Source organism: Streptomyces sp. NPDC012510, assembly GCF_042955065.1.
In the GTDB taxonomy this organism is placed as follows: Bacteria; Actinomycetota; Actinomycetes; order Streptomycetales; family Streptomycetaceae; genus Streptomyces.
The window spans coordinates 171369-192447 of sequence record NZ_JBIBEN010000006.1; the positions used below are offsets into that span (position 1 = coordinate 171369).

Sequence of the window (21079 nt, forward strand, 5' to 3'; positions counted from 1 at the left end):
CGCGAGCAACCACAACGAACCGCACCCCGCCCCCGGCGCAGCACCCCCACGGCGAAAGGGCGAACGGTCACCCCCGGCAAAGAACCTCCCACCCCAAGGCCCCCAACCGCACACCCACCCCGCCCAACCGTCGGAGACTCACCGCTCACGCCAAGGCAACTCCGCAGTGATCGTCGTAGGCCCACCCACAGGCGAGTCGATGACGAACAACCCGTCGACCGCGTCGAGCCGCTCCGCGAGCCCGGCGATGCCCGTGCCCCCGTCGAGCCTCGCCCCACCCCGCCCGTCGTCCCAGACCTGGATGAGGAGCCGATCATCAGACCGCCACACCTCCACCGCGGCCGACGTGGCCCCACTGTGCTTGCTGATGTTCTGCAGCAACTCGGAGACGGTGAAGTACGCGATCCCCTCGATCGCGGCGGCCGGCCGCGCCGCCAGGTCGACGGTCACCTTCACCGGCGCCGTACACCGCGACGCCACCGCCGACAGCGCGGCGTCCAGTCCCCGGTCCGTCAGCACCGCCGGATGGATTCCCCGCGCCAGATCCCGCAGTTCCTGAAGTGCCAGTTTCACCTCACCGTGCGCCTCCTCCACCATCGACGCGGCCGCGTCCGGATCCTCCAGCAGTTTCTCCTTCGCCAGCCCCAGCCCCATCGCCAGATTCACCAGCCGGGCCTGCGCCCCGTCATGCAGATCCCGCTCGATCCGCCGCAGATCGGCCGCGGCCGTGTCCACGACGACCCCCCGGTCCGACTCCAGCTCCGCGATCCGCCGCTCCAGCTCATCCGAGGGTGACAACAGCGACCGCACCAGTACCCGGTCCACGTTCGTCAGCCCCCGCACGATGTACGGCAGCACCGGCCACGCCACGAACAACCCCGTCAGGGTGATGACGAACGTCGCGATCGCCCACGGCATCCGGATCAGCTCGTACAGCATCGAACGCCAGCCGACCGGATCCTTGACGCTCATCCACACCTGCGCGAAGAACCCCTCGTCCGCCCTGCCGCCAGATCGGCCAGATCGGAACGGCAGCGGACTTGGCTCGTCCACCCGCACCCGCAGCAGCGCCCGCGCCCGAATCCGCTCCATCTTGCCCAACTGTCGCGCCCCCATGAGCGCGGCGGCGAGCAGCGGAAAACCGATCACCGTCAGCGTCAGGAAGGCGCTGGTGAACATCACCGTCGTCACATACACAAACCCGAACAGTGCGAGCGGCAGGTTCGCCAGCAGATGCGCGATCTCGCGCCACGTCTGCCCCTCGAACGCGAACCGCGCGGGGGGCAGCGGCTCGGAGGGAGTGTGACTGGAGGGCAACGGACGACCGTACGGCCGCCCGGGGCCGGTCGACGAGGAGAAGGCAGCGGTCATGGCCACAGCCTGCCCGCCCGCCCCCCTCCCGCGCCATGAGGAGGACCGGCCCCGCCACCCTGGGGAAAACCCCACCTCGCCCCGGGCATCGCGCCTCGCCCCCGGGTCATCGCGCGTCACCCGGCGTCATCTCGCGCCACCCGGCCCTCGGGACGCGGCGGCCCGGGCGTGCCGACCTGTGACGGGCTGCTTACGGTCTCTTTAGCAGGGCCTAGACTCCCGTGCGTACAGATCGTCGAACAGCGACGTACGTACGGCGTCCCCAGTCACGTACGTACGAATCGCCAGGCCAGGGAGCGAGGGACGGACGTGCCGGAACCGACCGTCGCCGTAGCGGCGGACTACTTCCAGTCCTACTCGGTCGTCGGACTGCTCGCCGCCGTGGGCGTGCTCTTCGTCGCCGTCGCCTTCGGCGCGGGACGACTGCTGCGCCCCGAGGTCCCCACCCAGGAGAAACTCCTGACGTACGAGTGCGGAGTCGACCCCGTCGGCGAGGGCTGGGCCCACACGCAGGTCCGCTACTACGTGTACGCCTTCCTCTACGTCATCTTCGCCATCGACTCGATCTTCCTCTTCCCCTGGGCGACGGTCTTCGCCGATCCTGGATACGGCGCGACCACGCTCGTCGAGATGTTCATCTTTCTCGGCTTCCTGGCCGTGGGCCTGCTCTACGCATACAAGAAGGGCGTCCTGGCATGGACGTGACGCCAGAAGTGAACTCGCCGGAGCCGATTCTCCTCCCGGAGCCCAAGCGGCTGGGCGCCCTCGCCCGCCTCGCCCCCGAGCCGATGAAGGTGATCCTCAACTGGGGCCGCCGCTACTCGCTCTGGGTCTTCAACTTCGGTCTCGCCTGCTGTGCGATCGAGTTCATCGCGGCGTCCATGGCCCGCCACGACTTCATCCGCCTGGGCGTCATCCCGTTCGCGCCGGGGCCGCGCCAGGCCGACCTGATGGTGGTCTCGGGCACGGTCACCGACAAGATGGCCCCGGCGGTGAAGCGCCTCTACGAACAGATGCCCGAACCGAAGTACGTCATCTCGTTCGGCGCGTGCAGCAACTGCGGTGGGCCCTACTGGGACTCCTACTCCGTCACCAAGGGCGTCGACCAGATCATCCCGGTCGACGTCTACGTCCCCGGCTGCCCGCCCCGGCCGGAGGCCCTCCTCCAGGGCATCCTGAAACTCCAGGAGAAGATCGCGAAGGAGTCCCTGGGCGAGCGCTACGGGTACGGCCCCGCCACCGGACGCCCTTCGACGGCGGCACTGCAGAGCGACCTGGTGAAGCCACCGGCGGCCGACGCAGACGCCGGCACCGGCACCGGCACCGGCACCGGCACCGGCACCGGCACCGGCATGGGCACGGGCACGGGTGTAGGCACTGGATCGAGCACCGGCACCGGTGATGACGCCGGTACCGGCGTCGATGCGGGGGAGGGGGACAGGTGACCGGCTGGCTTCCCGCCCCCGCCGAGGACCTCTTCGGCCCCGAGGCCACGGCCGAGGAGTCGTACGACGTCCTCACGGTGGACGTTCCGTCCGCATCCTGGACCGAGGCCCTGCTCACGGCCCGCTCCACGCTGGGCTGCACCTATTTCGACTGGCTCAGCGCGGTCGACGAACCAACGGGCTTCCGGGTGTCGGCCCACGTGGTCGCCCTGGCCCCCGTCCGCCGCCTCCTCCTCCGCACGACGATCTCCCACGAGTCGCCGACCCTCCCCACAGCGGTCGACATCTACGCGGGCGCGGCCTGGCACGAACGCGAGACCCACGAGATGTTCGGCGTCCGCTTCGAGGGCCACCCCGCCCTGGACCACCTCCTCCTCCCCGAGAACTTCGAGGGCCACCCCCTCCGCAAGGACTTCGTCCTTGCCGCCCGTGTCGCCAAGGCCTGGCCCGGCGCCAAGGAACCCGGTGAGTCCGAACACGGCGGTCCCAAACGCCGCCAGATGCTCCCGCCCGGCGTCCCCGACCCCAACGAATGGGGCCCCCTCAAGGGCCAACTCCCCCCGGCCCCGACCCGCCCCACCCGAGGCGCTCCCGGAGAACGCCCCGCCCGCCGAACCCGCACCACAGCCGAAGGCTCAGCCGCCCAGCGCTCCGCCGCGCCGGGCGACGCACCGACTCCTCGCCGTACTCGCTCGGCTGCGGAGGGCTCAGCCAGTCAGGCATCCTCCGCCGCGCCGGGCGACGCACCGACTCCTCGCCGTACTCGCACCGCTGCGGAAGGCTCCACCAGCGCGCCCGCACCCGCCCCAGGCGCCGACGCGCCCGGTGGTCCCACGCCCCCGCGTCGCGCGCGCACCGCGTCGGGAGGCTCGGCGAGCCAGCGCGCGACCCCCGCCGAGACATCGCGCACCGGCGAGCTGGCGGCACGGCCCCGCGCCGCCCGCCCCGCCTCACGCAGCGCGGACGCCCCCTGGCACCACGCCCGCCCAGCATTCGACGAGCCCGGTCTCGAGCGGGGGCCCGAGCGCAGGCCGGAGGCCGAATCCGAGCTCAAGAGCGGGCCGGAGGCCAAGAGCGGGTCGGAGCCGGAGGCCAAGAGCGGGCCGGAGGCCAAGAGCGGGTCGGAGCCGGAGGCCAAGAGCGGGCCGGAGGCCGAGCGCGGGTCGGAGCCGGTGGTCGCACCGGCCCCCGAAGCCACCCCCGCTTCCCCTCCTGTCCCCGCCCCGGCCCTCGACTCACCGCAGCCCGAGCCGGATGACGGGCCCACTCGCCCTACCGCTCCCCACCCGGACGCCATCCCCGGCGCGGACGCTGAGCCCGGAGCCGGAGCCGGAGCCGGAGCCGGAGCCGGAGCCGACGACGAGGCGGACCCGTCCGCCGAAGTCCGTCCGGCCGACGACACCCCCAACCCCGAGGAACTTTCCGCCGAAGACGCCCCCAACCCCGAAGAACCCCCCACCGGAGGCCCGCAGTGAACGACGCTCTGGACGTCGCCCTGCGACTCCTCCTCGTCTTCGTCGTCTTCCTGACCTTCCCCTTGATCATCGGCCAGACCGAACACAAGGTGATGGCCCACATGCAGGGCCGCCTCGGTCCCATGTACGCCGGCGGCTTCCACGGCTGGGCCCAACTCGTCGCCGACGGCGTGAAGTTCGCCCAGAAGGAAGACGTGGTCCCGGCCGGCGCCGACCGCCGCATCTTCCAACTCGCCCCCGCCGTCGCCCTCCTCCCTTACCTCCTCGTCCTCCTCGCCATCCCGATCGGCCCCGGCGAGGGCGCAGTCGGCGAGGTCATCGACGCCGGCATCTTCTTCGTCCTCGCCGTCATGGGCGTAGGCGTCCTCGGCTCGCTCATGGCCGGCTGGGCATCCGCCAACAAGTTCTCCCTCCTCGGCGGCCTCCGTACCGCCGCCCAGCTCCTCGCCTACGAACTCCCGATGCTGCTCACGGCCGCCTCGGTGGCGATGGCGGCCGGCACGGTCTCCCTCGTCGGCATCCTCGACGCCTTCGAGTGGTGGTGGCTCCCCTGGCAGATCGTCGGCGCGATCGTCTTCTTCGTCGCCGGCCTCGCCGAACTCCAGCGCCCTCCCTTCGACATGCCCGTCGCCGACTCGGAGATCATCTTCGGCGCCTACACGGAGTACACCGGCCTCCGCTTCGCCCTGTTCCTCCTCGCCGAGTACGCCGGAATCGTCGTCCTGTGCGGCCTCACCACCGTCCTCTTCCTCGGCGGCTGGCACGGCCCTTGGGGCGCCGACGGCCTCGGCTGGGTCTGGACCCTCCTGAAGACCGCCGCCCTCGCCTTCCTGGTGATCTGGCTCCGCGTCACCTACCCCCGCCTGCGCGAGGACCAGCTCCAGAAGCTCTCCTGGACCCTTCTCGTCCCCCTCTCCCTCGCCCAGATCGCCCTCACCGGCGTCGTCAAGGTGGTGATCCAGTAGCCATGGCCCCCATTCCTGGTTCCGGCCTCGCCAAGGGCCTGGCCGTCACCCTGCGCACGATGACGCGGAAGACCGTCACCGAGCAGTACCCGGACGTCCAGCCCGAACTCCCGCCCCGCACCCGAGGCGTCATCGGCCTCTTCGAGGAGAACTGCACGGTCTGCATGCTGTGCGCCCGCGAGTGCCCGGACTGGTGCATCTACATCGACTCCCACAAGGAGACGGTCCCGCCCGCCGCCCCCGGCGGCCGCGAACGCAGCCGCAACGTCCTCGACCGCTTCGCCATCGACTTCTCCCTCTGCATGTACTGCGGTATCTGCATCGAGGTCTGCCCCTTCGACGCCCTCTTCTGGTCCCCGGAGTTCGAGTACGCCGAGACCGACATCCACGAACTCACCCATGAGCGAGACAAACTCCGCGAGTGGATGTGGACGGTCCCTGCCCCACCGGCCCTGGACCCCTCAGCCGAAGAACCCAAGGAACTCGCCGCAGCCCGCAAGACGGCCGACAAACTTGCAGCCACGCAGGCCACGCAGGCCACGCAGGCCACGCAGGCCACACAGGCCACACAGGGCGCCCCGACCGCTGACCCGACCGCTGAGCCGCACGCGGACGAACAGTCCCGCGCGGCGGAGCAACCCACCCGCCCCATGGGCGCCTCCAAGCAGCAGACGGACGCGCCGAGGCAGCCGGACCAACCGAGGCAGCCGGACCAGCCGGACCAGCCGGACCAGCCAGGACAAGGACAGGAGGGCCGCGAATGACCCCCGCAACGACCGCCGCCCCCCTCACGCCGGACACGACGACCACGGCCGCCGAAACCGCCGGCTTCCTCTCCCCGACCGGCGTCGAGATCGCCTTTCTCCTCGTCGGCCTGGTCACCCTCGGCGCCGCGATCGTCACCGTCACCACCCGCCAGCTCGTACACGCCGCCCTCTGGCTGGTCGTGGCGCTCGGCGGGCTGGCCGTCGAGTACCTCCTGCTCACCGCCGAGTTCATCGCCTGGGTCCAGGTCCTCATCTACGTCGGTTCCGTCGTCGTCCTCCTCCTCTTCGGTCTGATGCTCACCAGGGCCCCCATCGGCCGCTCCCCGGACGCCGACTCCGGCAACCGCTGGGCCGCCCTCACCGTGGCCGTCGCCTCGGCCGCCGCCCTCGTCTGGGTCGTCGTCGACGCCTTCCGCACCAACTGGATCGACCTCGACGGCCCCGCCGTCGGCTCCACCAAGGCCACCGGCGAGAGCCTCTTCCAGAACTGGGTCCTCCCCTTCGAGGCGCTCTCCGTCCTCCTCCTCGCCGCCCTGGTCGGTGCGATCGTCCTCTCCCGCAGGACCAAGCCGACCACCCCGACCGCCCCGGCCGTCCGGACCTCCCCGACCGTCCGGACCGCCCCGACCGCGCCCACCACGGCGAGCACCCCCGCACCACGAGCCCCAGCCACACCCGAGCCCGGACGCAAGGCCACACCCGAAGCCGAATCCCAGGCCGAACCCAAGGCCGAACCCGACACCACACCCGAGACCGGCAAGGGAGGCGTCCGCTGATGCATCTCGTCTATCCCGTCGTCCTCTCCGCCCTCCTCTTCTGCACAGGCCTGTACGGCGTCCTCGCCCGCCGCAACGCGATCCTCGTGCTGATGTCCGTCGAGCTGATGCTCAACGCCGTCAACCTCAACCTCGTCGCCTTCGACGTGTGGCTGAGCAAGGCCGCCGAGGAGACCCTGCACTCCGGCCAGGCCCTGACCCTGTTCACCATCACCATCGCCGCCGCCGAGATCGGCATCGGCCTGGCGATCGTTCTCGCCGTCCACCGCAACCGGGGCACCGCGGACATCGACAAGCTCCGCGACACCGCCGAGCACCCCGACGGCGACCCCCACGAGCCCGGCCGCCCCGGTCTGCCCGGCCACCCCGAGCGGAGCGAGAAGGCTGAGGCCACCGCGTGACCACGACCACCCTCGCCGTCCTCGTCCCCCTCCTTCCCTTTCTCGGCGCCGCGGCAGGCCTGCTCCTCGGCCGCACCGCCCCCGGTTTCGTCCGCCCCCTCGCCGTACTGCCCACCTTCACGGCCTTCGCCCTGGCCGCGCTGGTCGCCGTCCGCCAGGGCGGTGACGACCCCGTGGACGCGGCCACCCAGCTCACCCCCACCGGCTCGGTCCCCGTCGAACTCGCCCTGCACATCGACGGATTCGCGGCCCTCGTCGCCGTCCTGGTCGGCCTGGTCGCCACCTGCGTGCAGATCTACTCGACGGGCTACCTCCGCGACGACCCGCGCTACCCCTCCTACGCCGCCCTCGTCTCCCTCTTCACCTCCGCGATGCTCCTCGTCGTCTACTCCGGCGACCTGATGGTGCTCCTGGTCGGCTGGGAGATCATGGGCATCTGCTCGTACTTCCTGGTCGGCCACTACTGGGAGACCCCGGAGGCCCGCGCCGCCTCCCTGAAGGCCTTCCTGGTCACCAAGCTCGGCGACGTCCCCTTCCTGATCGGTCTGTTCGCCCTCGCCACGGACGCCGGGTCGTTCCGCATCACGCGGATCCTGGCCACCGTCGCTGACGGCGGCCTCGACCACCCCACCCTCGTCGCCCTCCTGCTGCTCGCCGGAGTCGCCGGCAAGTCGGCCCAGTTCCCCCTCCACACCTGGCTCCCCGACGCGATGGCAGGCCCCACGCCCGTCTCCGCGCTGATCCACGCCGCGACGATGGTCGCCGCCGGTGTCTACTTCATCGCCCGGCTCCTCCCGGTCTTCGCCGCCTCCTCGGCGGCCCTGGTCGTCCTCGCCGCCATGGCCGCGCTCACCATGGCGGGTTCGGCGCTCGCCGCGCTCGCCCAGGACGACATCAAGCGCGTCCTCGCCTACTCGACGATCGGCCAGCTCGGCTACATGACCGGCGCCCTCGCCGTCGGCGACCGGGGCGCCGCCGTCTTCCACCTCCTCTCGCACGGCGCCTTCAAGGCGCTGCTGTTCCTCGCCGCCGGTGTGATCATCCACGCCGCCGGCACCAACTCCCTGGCCGCCATGTCCCGCATGAGCCACCTGCGCGCCCGCGTCCCGGACGCCTTCTGGACGATGACCGTCGCGCTCCTCGCCCTCGCCGCGATCCCGCCCTTCAGCGGCTTCTTCTCCAAGGAGTCCGTCCTCGGAGCCGCCGAGCACGCCGCCACCGGTCACGCCGAACGCATCCCCGGCGCCGCCGGCTGGACCGTCCTCGTCGCCGGTGTCCTGACCGCCCTGCTCACCGCCGCGTACGCGGCCCGCCTGTGGCTGCTCGCCTTCCACGGCACGGGAGCCGAAGCCCCCGACCACGGCCGTCAACCGCGCACGATGACCGTGGTGCTGTGGGTGCTCGCGGTCCCGTCCCTCGCCCTCGGAGCCTTCGCCTACGGCAGGCTCCCCGACTGGTTCGACGGCGACGAACTGGCCCCGACCCTCACCACGTCCGTCCTGGGCACGGGCGTCGCCCTGATCGGCGCCCTGGTGACGTACGCGGCCTGGCGGTCCGCGCGGGCCAGGGCGGCCCGTGTCCCGCTGGGCGCGGTCGCGGCCCACCCCGAGGCGGACGCCGGCACGGTCGAGGCGGAGGCCATCTCCCGCCCGTCGCCCGACCACCACCCCTCAACGAGCCGCTCCGCGGCGCCCCTTTCGATGACGCCCGCCTACGGGGACGTCGCCTCGGCGCCCGACCCGGCGGACCCGGGCCGCCTCCTGCTCGGCCCGCTGCACCGGCACGCCGCCGCAGGCTTTCACCTCGACGCCGTGTACACGGCCCTCTTCGTCCGCCCGGTCCAGGCCGGCGCGCGTCTCGTCCGGTTCCTCGACCGCGAGGTCGTCGACACCTACGTCCATGGCGCGGGCGCCCTGCCCCGCCTGCTGGGCGCGGCCGTACGCCGGGCGCAGACCGGCAACGTCCAGACCTATGTGAGCGCGCTGCTCGCCGGCACCGTCGTCCTGGTGGTTGCCGCCCTTGTCGTCGCCACGGGAGCGTGAGCAGGCGTGATCGATATCAACGAATCCGTGATGCAGGTCCTTCTGGCGTTGATCGTCGTCGGCCCGCTCATCGGCGCCGCCGCCGCTCTCCTGCCCGCCCCGCCGGGGCTGAAGGGGAAGTCACCCGAGCAGGCCGTGCTCCGCCACGGAATCACCGTGACCGGCGCGGTGCTCATCGCGGCGATCGTCCTCGCGCTCGGCTTCGACCACGACCAGCCGTCGAAGATGCAGGCCAGCACGGACATCAGCTGGATCCCGGCGCTCGACGTGCGCATCCACCTCGGCATCGACGGCATCTCCCTCCCCCTTCTGGTCCTGACCGCGCTGCTGACCTTCCTCTGCGCGCTCTACTCCTACTTCAAGCTGCCGTCGGGCCCGCCCCCGAAGGCCTTCGTCGCCCTGCTGCTCGTCCTGGAGTCCGGCACCCTCGCCACCTTCGCCGTCCTCGACCTGCTCCTCTTCTTCCTGGCGTTCGAGATGGTGCTCATCCCGATGTACTTCCTCATCGCCCGCTGGGGCGGTGAGCAACGCACGCAGGCCGCTTGGAAGTTCATCCTCTACACCCTGCTCGGTTCCGTGGTCATGCTGCTCGGCCTGCTCCTGATCGGAATCAGGGCGGGCACATTCGACATGGTGGCACTCGCCACTGACAATCGCCCCGAGCTGACCACATCCGTGCAGGTCATCGCCGTTCTGGCGATCGGTATCGGGCTCGCGGTGAAGACCCCGATGTGGCCCCTGCACAGTTGGCTGCCGGACGCCCACACCGCCGCCCCGACCGTCGGCTCGGTCCTGCTGGCCGGTGTCCTGCTGAAAATGGGCACCTACGGGTTCGTCCGCATCCTGCTGCCGATCACACCCGACGGCTTCCGCACCTTCGCGCCCTACCTCGCCGCCTTCGCGGTCGTCGGCATCATCTACGGATCCCTCGCCTGCCTCGCCCTCGCCAGACAGGGCGCGAAGGGCGACCTCAAGCGCCTCATCGCCTACTCCTCCGTCGGCCACATGGGCTTCGTGCTCCTCGGTATCGCCACGATGACCCCGACCGGCGTGAACGGCGCACTGTTCGCCAACATCGCCCACGGCCTCATCACCGGCCTGCTGTTCTTCCTGGTCGGAGCACTCAAGGACCGCACCGGCACCACCGACCTCGACACACTCGCGCAGGAGACCGGCGCCGCCCTCTACGGCAGGGCCCCGCGCCTCGGAGGTCTGCTCGCCTTCGCCGCCGTCGCCTCCCTCGGCCTGCCGGGACTCGCCGGGTTCTGGGGCGAGATGCTGGCGCTGTTCGGCGCGTTCCAGCCCGCCGACGGTCTCAGCCGCCCGGCCTTCCTCACCTTCATGACGATCGCCGCGTTCGGCACGCTCCTCACCGCCGCCTACCTGCTGATCGTGGTCCGCCGGGTCTGCATGGGCGCCGCCCCACAGGAACCGCGGGAAGCGCAGGAAAGGCCGCGACTCGCGGACGTGCAGACGTACGAGTTCGCGGCCTGGACCCCGCTCGTCGCCCTCACCGTCCTCGCCGGCCTCTGGCCCGCGGCCCTCCTCGGTCTGTCCGACCCGGCCGTGCAGCAGCTCCTCGCAGGAGGCACCCGTTGAGCCCCTTGGCCCAGCCGCCGGTTCAAGCCCAGGCCCATGCCCATGCCCAGACCCTGGCCGAGTCCGTCGTCCAGTCCGTCGACTGGCTCGCGATCGCGCCGCCCACGATCGCCGCGGTCGTCGGCCTCGCCGTGCTCGTCGCCGACCTCTTCGTGGGAGACCGCAGGAAGGCCCTGCTCGGCTGGGCCTCCGTCGCGGGCCTCGCCGTATCCCTCCTGGCCCTGCTGCCCCTCCTGGACGGCGACCGCGCCACGTTCTGCCTGACCGGCGACCCGGACGTCTGCAGCTACACCGCCGACCGCTTCACCCTCGTCGTCCAGTTCCTCGTCCTCGGCGGCGCCCTCCTCGCCGCCCTGCTGTCGATGACGGCTCTCAAGGACGCGCAGAAGGCGCTCCCCGAAGGGGAGTTCTGGTTCCTCCTGCTGTCGTCCGCCGCCGGTGCCGCCCTCCTGCCCGCCTCCCGCGACCTCGCGACCCTGATCGTCGCCCTGGAAGTCGCCTCCCTGCCCGCTTTCGCCCTCGTCGGCATCCGCCAGGGCGACAAACGGTCCTCCGAGGCGGCCCTGAAGTTCTTCCTGTCGTCCGTCACCGCGACCGCCGTCAGCCTCCTGGGCATCAGCTTCGTCTACGCCGCCACAGGCACCCTCTACCTCACCGAGATCGCCGACCGGATCCAGGACGTCGACGGCCAGCTCCACACCCTCACCCAGGCCGGCGTCGTCCTCACCCTCATCGGCTTCGCCTTCAAGACAGCCGCCGTACCGTTCCACTTCTGGGTCCCCGACACCTACGTGGGCGCCCCCCTGCCGGTGGCCGCCTACCTGTCCGTCGTCGGCAAGGCCGTCGGCTTCTCCGGGCTGATCCTCGTCACCGTCGTCGCCCTCCCGTCGTACGCCGACGTCTGGGGCCCCGCCCTCGCCGCGCTGGCCGCCCTCACCATGACCGTCGGCAACCTCGGCGCCCTGCGACAGCGCTCCACGCGCGCGTACAGCGCGGTCCGGCTGCTCGCCTGGTCCTCCGTCGGCCAGGCCGGCTACCTCCTGGTGCCGATCGCGGCGGCCGCGTACGCCGAGAACACCGACGACGCCGAAAGGGCCATCGGCTCCACCGTCGCGTACGCCCTGATGTACGCCGCCGTGAACCTGGGCGCCTTCACCGTGGCCGCCCTCGTCGGCCGTACGAGGACCCTGAACCGGGTCAGCGACTACCGCGGCCTGTACGCGTCGAGCCCTCTCTCCGCCCTGCTCCTCGCGTTCTTCCTGCTCTGCCTCGCCGGACTGCCACCGGGTGTCATCGGCCTGTTCGCCAAGGTCACCGTCTTCTCGGCGGCCGTCGACGCGGGCCTCGGCTGGCTCGCCGTCGTCATGGCCGTCAACGTAGTGATCGCGCTCTTCTACTACCTCCAGTGGACGGCCCTGCTGTTCCGCGCCCCCGAAGGCGAACCCCAGCCGCACGGGATCCCGGCACCGCTGACCGCCGCCCTCGCCCTCACCGGCATCGTCGGCATCGCCCTGTCCGGCGCCCCCCAGTTGGTCCTGCGCTTCGCCGACACCGGCCTCTTCTAGCGTGCCCCTGACGAACTAACGGGCCCCTGACGAACCCACACAACCCGCCCCTGACGAACCCCGCCCTCACCCGGACGGCCCAGGCGGCCCTCCCGGGCCCTCCCGCGCGCACAAGGGAACTCGTACTCCCCGCCTGGCGTTGACCAGTACGGGAGGGTCCACTGAGAAGTGGAGTCAACAGCTACAGCAAGCAAAGGGTTCCCCTGCCGCACGACTTGGAGGGCGTACCGTGCACCGCCGGCACAACGGGCTCAGGACCGCCGTACTCCTCGGGGGACTGTCCGCACTCATCATCGTCATCGGAAGCCTCTTCGGCCGCACGGGCCTGCTCGTCGCGGTCGTCGTCGCCCTCGGCACGAACGCGTACGCGTACTGGAACAGCGACAAGCTGGCTCTACGCGCGATGCGCGCCCGCCCGGTGAGCGAGTTCGAGGCGCCGGCGCTCTATCGCATGGTCCGCGAGCTCTCCACCCAGGCCCGCCAGCCCATGCCACGGCTCTACATCTCCCCGACGGACGCCCCGAACGCGTTCGCGACCGGCCGCAACCCGCGCAAGGCGGCCGTGTGCTGCACCGACGGCATCCTCCGCCTCCTCGACGAACGCGAACTGCGCGGAGTCATCGGCCACGAACTGAGCCACGTCTACAACCGGGACATCCTCATCTCGTCGGTCGCCGGCGCCCTCGCCTCCGTGATCATGTTCCTGGTGAACTTCGCCTGGCTGATCCCCATCGGCCGTTCGGACGACGACGACGGCCCCGGCCTGCTCGGCATGCTGCTGATCATGATCCTGGGGCCGCTCGCCGCGTCCCTCATCCAGCTCGCGATCAGCCGTTCCCGCGAGTACGAGGCGGATGCCTCCGGTGCCCAGCTCACCGGTGACCCGCTTGCGCTCGCCAGTGCCCTTCGCAAACTGGAAACAGGTACGAAGCAGCTTCCGCTGCCCCCGGAGCCCCGGATCGAGACCGCGAGCCACATGATGATCGCCAACCCCTTCCGGCCGGGACAGGGATTCTCCAGAATGTTCTCGACACACCCGCCGATGGCGGAACGCATCGCCCGACTCGAGAAGATGGCAGGTCGCCCGCAGTGAAGACCATTCTGAATATCATCTGGCTGATCCTCAGCGGCTTCTGGCTCTTCCTCGGCTACCTGTTCGCAGGCTTGCTTCTGTGCATCACGATCATCGGCATCCCGTTCGGTATCGCGTCGTTCCGTATCGGCATCTACACCCTGTGGCCCTTCGGATACAGCGCGGTCGAGCGCCGTGACGCGGGCGCGCCCTCCTGCTTCGGCAATGTCCTGTGGCTGCTGCTGGCAGGCTGGTGGCTGGCGCTGACCCACATTTTCGCGGGCATCGCGCTCTGCGTCACCATCATCGGCATCCCCTTCGGCATCGCCTGCTTCAAGCTCGTCCCGGTCTCGCTGATGCCCCTGGGCCGCGAGATCGTCCGCTCGGACCAGCCGTTCGCCCAGCAGCGCTGGTAGCGCGGCACGCCGGGGGCGGCCGGGATCCCGGCGGGTGAACCACTGGGCTCACGCGACGACTTGGCGCACCTCCCATGACGACGGCCCGTATGCGCCCGCCCCCCTGCCACCCGGCAGGGGGGCGGGCGCATACGGGCCCTGGGACACGGAACGCCCCGTTCAGCCGCTGCGCCCCGCCCACCACCGCCGTACGCCGTACGCCGCGGCCCCCACGCCCAGCACGGCCGCGCCCACGCCCACCGCCATCCCCGGCAGCGAGAACGCCAGGACCGCGCACCCCAGGAGCCCGACCACCGGCACGATCCGCGAGACGGCGGCCGAGTCCAGCGTCCAGGCGGACGCGTTGGCGACGGCGTAGTACGCGAGGACTCCGAAGGAGGAGAAACCGATCGCACCCCGGACGTCGACGGTGGCGGCCAGGACGGCGACCACGGCACCGACGGCCAACTCCGCCCGGTGCGGCACCTGGAAACGGGGGTGTACGGCGGCCAGGGCCCCCGGAAGGTGCCGGTCGCGGGCCATGGCGAGGGTCGTGCGCGAGACGCCCAGGATGAGCGCCAGCAGCGACCCGAGCGCGGCCACGGCGGCCCCCGCTCGCACCACGGGCACCAGCCCCGGCACCCCGGCCGCCCGCACCGCGTCGGCCAGCGGTGCGGTCGCCTCCCCCAGCTCTCCGGCGCCCAGCACGGACAGGACGGCGACGGCGACGGCCGCGTACACGACCAGCGCGATGCCCAGGGCGAGCGGGATGGCGCGCGGGATGGTGCGCGCCGGATCCCGTACCTCCTCGCCCAGCGTCGCGATCCGCGCGTACCCGGCGAACGCGAAGAACAGCAGCCCGGCCGCCTGCAGCACCCCGCCCACGTCGTCCGGCGCCCCGAGGTCCAGCCGCCCGGCGTCGGCCTCGCCGGACCCCAGGCAGACGACCACCACGGCGGCGAGGACCGCCAGCACCACGGCCACGATCGCCCGCGTCAGCCAGGCAGCCTTCTGCACACCGCCGTAGTTCACGGCGGTCAGTGCCACCACGGACGCCACCGCCACGGCATGCGCCTGCCCCGGCCACACGTACGCGCCCACGGTGAGCGCCATCGCCGCGCACGAGGCCGTCTTGCCGACGACGAACGCCCAGCCGGCCAGATACCCCCAGAAGTCGCCGAGCCGCTCACGCCCGTACACATAAGTGCCGCCCGACGCCGGATACACGGCCGCCAGCCGCGCCGACGACAGGGCGTTGCAGTACGCGACCACGGCGGCCACCCCGAGCCCGAGGAGCAGCCCCGACCCGGCGGCGCGGGCCGCGGGGGCCAGCGCCGCGAAGATGCCCGCGCCGACCATCGATCCCAGCCCGATGACCACGGCGTCCCCGACCCCGAGCGTGCGGCGCAGCGGGGCGCCCGATCCGGCCTGTGTCATGCGCCGCACCCTACTGATCAGCGCAACCGCACTGATCACCGCAACCGCCGGACGCCACCGAGGCGTCCTCCACGACAACGGGGCCTGGCGAGGCAGTTCCTGGTCTCTGTTGATCACTGTGGGGGGAAACACAGCACAGGTACAGCACGAAAGGGCAGGTGCACGGTATGAGCATCATCAGCTGGATCGTTCTGGGGCTGTTGGCCGGCGCCATCGCCAAGTTCCTGCTGCCGGGGCGGGACCCGGGCGGCTTCATCGGCACCACCCTGATCGGCATCGCGGGCGCCTTCATCGGCGGCTGGATCTCCGCCCGCTGGCTGGACCACCCGATCTCCGAGCAGTTCTACGACGGCGCCACCTGGGCGGCCGCGATCGGAGGTTCCCTGGTACTGCTCATCGCCTACCGCCTCCTCTTCGGCCACTCCCGCCGCTGAGCCGCCGGGAAAGAAGAAGCCGCAAAGAAGAAGCCGCAAGGAAGAAGGGTGGGCCCCGGCCGAAACCGGGAGCCCACCCTCCGAATGTCAGCGCCGCCTACGGCTCATCACCGGTAGTTGACGAACTGCACAGCGAAGTCGAACTCCTTGCCCTTGAGGAGGGCGATCACGGCCTGGAGGTCGTCGCGGCTCTTGGAACTGACGCGGAGCTCGTCGCCCTGGACCTGGGCCTTGACGCCCTTCGGGCCCTCGTCACGAATGATCTTCGCCACCTTCTTGGCGTTCTCCTGGGAGATGCCCTCCTCGATCGACGCGAAGATCTTGTACTCCTTGCCTGACAACTGGGGCTCGCCCGCGTCCAGCGACTTCAGGGAGATCCCGCGCTTGATCAGCTTGGACTGGAAGACGTCGAGGATGGCCTTCACCCGGTCCTCGGAGTTCGCCTCCATCAGGATCTTCTCGCCGGACCACGAGATCGAGGCGCCGACGCCCTTGAAGTCGTAGCGCTGGGAGATCTCCTTGGCGGCCTGGTTGAGGGCGTTGTCGACCTCCTGCCGCTCGACCTTCGAGACGATGTCGAAACTGGAGTCGGCCATGTCCTGTGGCTCCTTGTATCGGTGTATCGGGAGGCGACAAGCCTAGCCACCCCGCCCCCTCCGAGTACTGATCAATCAGGTGGCGGAGCACCCCCGAGCATCAGGTATCGTTTACGTCGTCGCCACGGAGCACCGCCGAAAAGCGGTTCGAAGGACGACAGATCCCAGGCGGTGTGCCCGAGTGGCCAATGGGAGCGGACTGTAAATCCGTCGGCTTAGCCTACCCAGGTTCGAATCCTGGCGCCGCCACGTGGAGGGGAGCCCCTCCCGGACTGTGAGAGCAGTTCGGGAGGGGCTTCTTCGTGCGTGTGTGCGACGGGGGATGGGGTCGACACGGGATGCCGACAGGGGCCGCGAGGCACACTGACTGCATGTCATCGCGTCGCAGGAACTGCCCCGAGTGCCGTCGTGAGATCGCCGTCGTGGCGGGCCGGTTCGCGCGGCACGATCCGCCCGGGGCGAGCGGGGAGCTCGTCTCGTGTCCCGGGTCGCGCAGGCAGGCCCAGATCGGTGCGGCCCAGCCCGCGCTCGACGGATACGTCGTCCCCGACTTCCCCGGTCAGCTACCGCTGTTCTGAGGAGAAGCCCCGGTTCAGTTGCCCGCCACCGACTTCACCGCCACCGACACCGGTGTCGAGCCGCCGACGACCTCCAGGGTCAGCCCGGCGGTGGCCGGGGTGTCGAGGAGTTCGGCGAGTACGGCGGCCACGTCGTCGCGTGGGATCGGGCCCCGGCCGGTGGAGGCCTCCAGGCGCACCAGGCCGGTGCCGGGGTCATCGGTCAGCATGCCGGGCCGCAGGATCGTCCAGTCCAGGGCGTCCAGACGGCGGACGTACGCGTCGGCCTCCCCCTTCGCCCGCTGGTAGGCGTCGAAGACGTCGTCGCCCTCGTGCTCGGGGTCCGCGCCCATCGACGAGACGACGATGTGGCGCCGTACACGCGTACGGACCGCGGCGTCGGCGAACAAGACCGCGGCGGCACGGTCCACCGTGTCCTTGCGGGCCACTCCGCTCCCCGGGCCGGCGCCCGCCGCGAACACGGCTGCGTCCGCGCCCTGCAGATGCGCGGCGACCTCCTCGACCGAGGCCGACTCCAGATTGCACAGCACCGGTTCGGCACCGGCCGCGCGTAGATCGTCGGCCTGTTCGGGGCGGCGGATCAGCCCCGCGACCTCTTCCCCGCGTGCGGCGAGCAGACGCTCCAGCCGCAGCGCGATCTGACCATGACCTCCAGCGATGACAATGCGCATGTTTCCGACCGTACGCCCGAAGGCCCCTGTTCGCCGAGCAACCATCCCGCCGTCCCAGGTGTCTCACAGACGTTCGCCGTCTCGGCGAGCGCCGGATCAACGGGGGAGAACCGTCACCGCCATGCGGCAAGCCATGCGTAGAACCGTCGTACGTACGCCCATGGAGCGCGCGTCCGCCCTCGGGGCGCCCCTCGCTCGCCGTGCCTGCACCGGTGTCGGCTGTGCCGCCGCCGTGCTCGCTACGGTGGCCGCCTGCGGCACCGTTCAGAACCTCACCGCGGGCCAGAAGGTCGACAGCGCCGTCGAGCGGCTGGGCGAGCAGAAGTCGCTGGCCTTCGGGATGCGGCTCGACGCGGACCCGGACGACCTCACGGCGCTGATGGGCGAGGACGGCGAGGAAGTACCGCCGGAGATGGTGGAGTTCGCCACCGGGTTGAGCGTCGACGTGTCGGTCACGTCGAAGAAGCCGCTGGCCGAGTCCGGCGAGAAGGACGTCGTCGGCGTCGGCATGAAGATCTCGGGCGACGACGGCGTGCTCACCGAGTACCGCCTCGTCGGCGACTACATGTATTACCGCGTCGACATGGAGGCCATGGGTGAGGCGATGGGCGTGCCGTTCCCGACCGCCGACGAACTCCCCGAGGGCCAGGAGCACTTGAACCCGCTCTTCGAGGGCGGCTGGGTCAAGATCGACACCGACGCGTTGAAGAAGGCCGGCGAGGACTCCCGGGCGGGCTCCGGCTCGGGGGGTTCCGACGAGATCGACGCCAAGACCCAGAAGAAGATCCTCGACGCCGTCCAAGGGGTCGTCGCCCGCGAGGTCGACTTCAAGACCAAGCACGGCAAGGACGGCGCCGAGGTCATCACCGCCAAGGCCAACTTCCGCGACCTGCTCACCGGCATCGTCGACAAGCTTCAGCCCATCGAGGACGACCTGCCGCCGGGGGCCGAACTCCCCACGAGCAAGGACATGAAGGACGCCCCGAACAAGAACGTCGCGGTCGACTTCACCCTCAAGAACGGCGACCTGACCCGGATCGAGACCGACCTCGCCGTCCTCGCCGACGACCCGAAGGGCGCCAAGGCGCCCCTCGTCCTCACCTTCGGCAAGGCGGGCGCCATCACCGCCCCCAAGGGCGCCTCCGAGATCCCGGCCGACGGGTTCGGCGGCCCGCTGGGCGGCGGCATGCTCGGCATCTGACTGCACTGACGGCGTCTGACGGACACCCGGCACTCTGACGGCACCGACGAGTCCGGCGAGTCGGATCCGTCACACCGGATACGCGCGCGTGGAGCAGCGAAACGCCCCACGACATCCTCGCGCGCGTGCCCGCACTCACACCGGGGGCGCCTGCGCCCCCGCCGCTGGGCGCCCGCCGCCCCGCACGCCCCTGACGTCGCCCCCACTCCCCTCACACCACCCGCACCCCTCACGACGGCTTCCCGCGCCCCTGCCGAGGCAGATCCAGCGCCGCGCTCGCCGCCGATCCGCAGTACTCCCGCACCGCGCTCGTACGTGCCACCACGCGCCCCCTATGGACCACGATGCGGCTGTACGCGAGTGACAGCACAGCCGGGAGCCGGTCACCGCGTACGGCGAGGAGTTCGGCGGGGAAGCCGGCCTCGACGCGTACCTCGGGCAGGCCGAGGGCGGCGCGTGCCGCCGCGCTGACGGCGTCGTACGCCTCCTCGGACCGCAGGCCGTACCGGGAGGCCAGCAGGAAGGCCGCCTCCAGCGGGTCCCCGCGCCCGACGGGGTTGGACGCGTCCCGCAGGGCGCCGCTGCCCGCCGCGACCCGTACGCCGGCCGCCCGGAGCAGTCGTACGGGGGCGGTGTCCCGGCGGTCGACCGAGCCGCAGCCGCCCTGGGGAAGGCACACGACGGTCACACCCGCCGCGGCGAGTTGGTCGGCGGAGCGGGCGGCGGCCTGGGCGGGGAGGCGGGCGAGGCCGCCGCACGGGCCGAGCGTGACACCCGGCCGCAGACCGCCCGCCATGGCCGCGAGCCGGGCCAGCCGCGCCGGTTCGGCGCCGTCCGTGTGCAGGTCGACCGGGCAGCCGTGCTCGGAGGCGATCTCCAGCACCGCCTCCACGTATCCGGTGGGATCGGGGTCCAGATCCGGGCAGCCGCCGATCACCGAGGCGCCCATCTTCACCGCGTCCCGCAGGACCGCGAGCCCGTCCGCCCCGGCCACCCCCGTCAGCACCCGGGGCATCGCCACCGCCGACACCGCGACCAGCCCGCGCAGCGCCCGCCCCGCCTGGAGCACCGCAGCCAGCGCCCCCAGTCCCTGGACGTCGCCCACGTGCACATGCGAGCGCACCGCCGTGGCGCCGTGCCCGAGCTGGAGCAGCGCGGCCTCGGTGACCCGACGCTGGACGTCCTGGCCGTCGTACGAGACCGGTCCCTCGGCCTCGGCCGACAGGGCCGTGTCGCCGTGGGCGTGCGGCTCGACGGGAGCAGGCAGGAGCAGATGGCCGCCGAGGTCCACCCGGGTGGCGGGCGGGCCGGATGCGGGCGGGCCGGTGCCCAGGCTGCCAGCCGTGCCCACCGCCTCGATACGGCCGCGTCCCAGCCGCACGTCCACCACCCGGCCGTCGGTCAGTCGCGCACCGCACAGCAGCAGGGCGCCTGCCTCGTCCGGGCCCGAGGGCGGGCCGGAGGAGGAGTGGGACGGCTGCGGCTGGCTGTCGGGCATCGCGCTCCTGGGGCTCGGCGACGGCTGCACGGTGACGCGCTGGGTGGGACACAGCGAGGGACACAAGGTCACGCAGAGTGAGTCGAGCCTAGGGGGGCCGCCCGCCCTCGTCGCGGAGGAGCGCAATAGTCGTACCGGCGTGGTTCACCTGGCGGCCGACCCCAGGGAGGGCCGGTGACGATGGTGCGCCTGAGCCCCACGAGGCCTGGGGAATCGGGACGGACGGGAGGACGGCAACGGCCCAGGAAGATCCCTGGACGGCGCGGGGATGGAGGCGGGGAAACGGATTTGGGCGATCGGCGGTGAGCCGTGTAATGTCTTCATCGCTCGCCCCAATAGCTCAGTCGGCAGAGCGTCTCCATGGTAAGGAGAAGGTCTACGGTTCGATTCCGTATTGGGGCTCTGGTGTGAAAGGTTCCCGCCGCGAGGCGGGTCCGATCGCATCACAGCGGTGTAGCTCAGTCGGTAGAGCAAGCGGCTCATAATCGCTGTGTCACCGGTTCAAGTCCGGTCACCGCTACTGACAGTAGCCGATTGCGGGGTCGGTCCTTCGATCGGCTACTCTTTCTTGCGTTAAACCAATCCCATCCGTTCGTCAAGGAGCACTCACGTGGCTGCCACCGACGTCCGCCCGAAGATCACGCTGGCCTGCGTGGAGTGCAAGGAGCGGAACTACATCACCAAGAAGAACCGGCGTAACAACCCGGACCGTATGGAGATGAAGAAGCACTGCCCGCGTTGCAACGCGCACACCGCGCACCGCGAAACGCGATAAATCAGGCTCGTACGCG

The 21079-nt window shown here is 71.1% G+C and carries 21 protein-coding genes and 3 tRNA genes; 19 read left to right on the forward strand and 5 right to left on the reverse strand.

The features are described 5' to 3' along the window. Window positions 1–138 precede the first annotated feature (138 nt). Window positions 139–1371 (reverse strand): sensor domain-containing protein, encoded by a 1233-nt coding sequence (locus tag ACFY9I_RS13390; protein WP_391000797.1) that lies wholly within the window; start codon window positions 1369–1371, stop codon window positions 139–141. Window positions 1372–1680: 309 nt separating this feature from the next. Between ACFY9I_RS13390 and ACFY9I_RS13395 the strand changes: the two genes are divergently transcribed. The 12 genes from ACFY9I_RS13395 (at window position 1681) to ACFY9I_RS13450 (ending at window position 13894) form a co-directional block, all read left to right on the forward strand. Next, complete coding sequence (locus ACFY9I_RS13395; protein ID WP_391000800.1) at window positions 1681–2076, forward strand: NADH-quinone oxidoreductase subunit A; 396 nt, start codon at window positions 1681–1683, stop codon at window positions 2074–2076. Then, window positions 2067–2816 carry an NADH-quinone oxidoreductase subunit NuoB gene (locus ACFY9I_RS13400; RefSeq protein WP_391000803.1) on the forward strand — a complete coding sequence of 250 codons (750 nt, stop codon included), beginning with the start codon at window positions 2067–2069 and terminating at the stop codon, window positions 2814–2816. Before ACFY9I_RS13395 ends, ACFY9I_RS13400 begins: the two co-directional genes overlap by 10 nt. Next, entirely contained in the window at window positions 2813–4291 is a 1479-nt protein-coding gene (locus ACFY9I_RS13405) for an NADH-quinone oxidoreductase subunit C (RefSeq protein WP_391000805.1), read from the forward strand. Before ACFY9I_RS13400 ends, ACFY9I_RS13405 begins: the two co-directional genes overlap by 4 nt. Continuing rightward, window positions 4288–5256: an NADH-quinone oxidoreductase subunit H gene (locus ACFY9I_RS13410; RefSeq protein WP_391000808.1), complete on the forward strand. Its 969-nt coding sequence runs from the start codon at window positions 4288–4290 to the stop codon at window positions 5254–5256. The genes ACFY9I_RS13405 and ACFY9I_RS13410 overlap by 4 nt, the downstream gene beginning before the upstream one ends. Window positions 5257–5258: 2 nt before the next feature. Next, complete coding sequence (locus tag ACFY9I_RS13415; RefSeq protein WP_391000811.1) at window positions 5259–6020, forward strand: 4Fe-4S binding protein; 762 nt, start codon at window positions 5259–5261, stop codon at window positions 6018–6020. Further along, window positions 6017–6799, forward strand: coding sequence for an NADH-quinone oxidoreductase subunit J (locus tag ACFY9I_RS13420; protein WP_391000813.1), 783 nt, complete (start codon window positions 6017–6019; stop codon window positions 6797–6799). Before ACFY9I_RS13415 ends, ACFY9I_RS13420 begins: the two co-directional genes overlap by 4 nt. Continuing rightward, window positions 6799–7200 (forward strand): NADH-quinone oxidoreductase subunit NuoK, encoded by a 402-nt coding sequence (nuoK, locus tag ACFY9I_RS13425; RefSeq protein WP_391000815.1) that lies wholly within the window; start codon window positions 6799–6801, stop codon window positions 7198–7200. The genes ACFY9I_RS13420 and nuoK overlap by 1 nt, the downstream gene beginning before the upstream one ends. Further along, on the forward strand, window positions 7197–9242 hold the full coding sequence (locus tag ACFY9I_RS13430; protein ID WP_391000818.1) for an NADH-quinone oxidoreductase subunit L: 2046 nt from the start codon (window positions 7197–7199) through the stop codon (window positions 9240–9242). Before nuoK ends, ACFY9I_RS13430 begins: the two co-directional genes overlap by 4 nt. Before the next feature lie 6 nt (window positions 9243–9248). Beyond that, complete coding sequence (locus ACFY9I_RS13435) at window positions 9249–10841, forward strand: NADH-quinone oxidoreductase subunit M (RefSeq protein ID WP_391000820.1); 1593 nt, start codon at window positions 9249–9251, stop codon at window positions 10839–10841. Continuing rightward, window positions 10838–12406 (forward strand): proton-conducting transporter membrane subunit, encoded by a 1569-nt coding sequence (locus ACFY9I_RS13440; protein WP_391000822.1) that lies wholly within the window; start codon window positions 10838–10840, stop codon window positions 12404–12406. The genes ACFY9I_RS13435 and ACFY9I_RS13440 overlap by 4 nt, the downstream gene beginning before the upstream one ends. A 229-nt stretch (window positions 12407–12635) precedes the next feature. After that, complete coding sequence (gene htpX / locus ACFY9I_RS13445) at window positions 12636–13499, forward strand: zinc metalloprotease HtpX (RefSeq protein WP_391000824.1); 864 nt, start codon at window positions 12636–12638, stop codon at window positions 13497–13499. Next, the gene (locus tag ACFY9I_RS13450; protein ID WP_391000827.1) at window positions 13496–13894 is read left to right on the forward strand and encodes a YccF domain-containing protein; all 399 of its coding nucleotides are present in this window, start codon (window positions 13496–13498) and stop codon (window positions 13892–13894) included. The genes htpX and ACFY9I_RS13450 overlap by 4 nt, the downstream gene beginning before the upstream one ends. A 159-nt stretch (window positions 13895–14053) precedes the next feature. Here ACFY9I_RS13450 and ACFY9I_RS13455 read toward each other — a convergent pair whose 3' ends face one another. Next, window positions 14054–15310: an amino acid permease gene (locus tag ACFY9I_RS13455; RefSeq protein ID WP_391000830.1), complete on the reverse strand. Its 1257-nt coding sequence runs from the start codon at window positions 15308–15310 to the stop codon at window positions 14054–14056. A 167-nt stretch (window positions 15311–15477) separates the two neighbouring features. Between ACFY9I_RS13455 and ACFY9I_RS13460 the strand changes: the two genes are divergently transcribed. Beyond that, window positions 15478–15744, forward strand: coding sequence for a GlsB/YeaQ/YmgE family stress response membrane protein (locus ACFY9I_RS13460; protein WP_391000832.1), 267 nt, complete (start codon window positions 15478–15480; stop codon window positions 15742–15744). A gap of 107 nt (window positions 15745–15851) precedes the next feature. Here ACFY9I_RS13460 and ACFY9I_RS13465 read toward each other — a convergent pair whose 3' ends face one another. Further along, the gene (locus tag ACFY9I_RS13465; protein ID WP_391000834.1) at window positions 15852–16340 is read right to left on the reverse strand and encodes a YajQ family cyclic di-GMP-binding protein; all 489 of its coding nucleotides are present in this window, start codon (window positions 16338–16340) and stop codon (window positions 15852–15854) included. Between the two features lie 167 nt (window positions 16341–16507). On the opposite strand from ACFY9I_RS13465, the gene ACFY9I_RS13470 reads away from it, so the two are divergent. Together ACFY9I_RS13470 and ACFY9I_RS13475 are read left to right on the forward strand one after the other, a co-directional pair. Next, window positions 16508–16589 (forward strand) — tRNA-Tyr (locus ACFY9I_RS13470). Between the two features lie 122 nt (window positions 16590–16711). Further along, window positions 16712–16918 (forward strand): hypothetical protein, encoded by a 207-nt coding sequence (locus ACFY9I_RS13475; RefSeq protein ID WP_391000837.1) that lies wholly within the window; start codon window positions 16712–16714, stop codon window positions 16916–16918. Between the two features lie 14 nt (window positions 16919–16932). On the opposite strand, the gene ACFY9I_RS13480 is transcribed toward ACFY9I_RS13475, so the two are convergent. Continuing rightward, window positions 16933–17589 carry an NAD(P)H-binding protein gene (locus ACFY9I_RS13480; protein ID WP_391000839.1) on the reverse strand — a complete coding sequence of 219 codons (657 nt, stop codon included), beginning with the start codon at window positions 17587–17589 and terminating at the stop codon, window positions 16933–16935. Between the two features lie 121 nt (window positions 17590–17710). On the opposite strand from ACFY9I_RS13480, the gene ACFY9I_RS13485 reads away from it, so the two are divergent. Next, complete coding sequence (locus tag ACFY9I_RS13485; RefSeq protein ID WP_391000842.1) at window positions 17711–18790, forward strand: hypothetical protein; 1080 nt, start codon at window positions 17711–17713, stop codon at window positions 18788–18790. Window positions 18791–19019: 229 nt separating this feature from the next. Here ACFY9I_RS13485 and ACFY9I_RS13490 read toward each other — a convergent pair whose 3' ends face one another. Further along, window positions 19020–20288 carry an amidohydrolase family protein gene (locus tag ACFY9I_RS13490; protein ID WP_391000845.1) on the reverse strand — a complete coding sequence of 423 codons (1269 nt, stop codon included), beginning with the start codon at window positions 20286–20288 and terminating at the stop codon, window positions 19020–19022. A gap of 329 nt (window positions 20289–20617) precedes the next feature. Between ACFY9I_RS13490 and ACFY9I_RS13495 the strand changes: the two genes are divergently transcribed. The 3 genes from ACFY9I_RS13495 to rpmG all read left to right on the forward strand — a co-directional run bounded on the left by ACFY9I_RS13495 (window position 20618) and on the right by rpmG (window position 21063). After that, window positions 20618–20690 (forward strand) — tRNA-Thr (locus tag ACFY9I_RS13495). A 45-nt stretch (window positions 20691–20735) separates the two neighbouring features. Further along, window positions 20736–20808, forward strand: a tRNA-Met gene (locus tag ACFY9I_RS13500). Between the two features lie 90 nt (window positions 20809–20898). Next, window positions 20899–21063 carry a 50S ribosomal protein L33 gene (rpmG, locus tag ACFY9I_RS13505; RefSeq protein ID WP_018834916.1) on the forward strand — a complete coding sequence of 55 codons (165 nt, stop codon included), beginning with the start codon at window positions 20899–20901 and terminating at the stop codon, window positions 21061–21063. Window positions 21064–21079 lie beyond the last annotated feature (16 nt).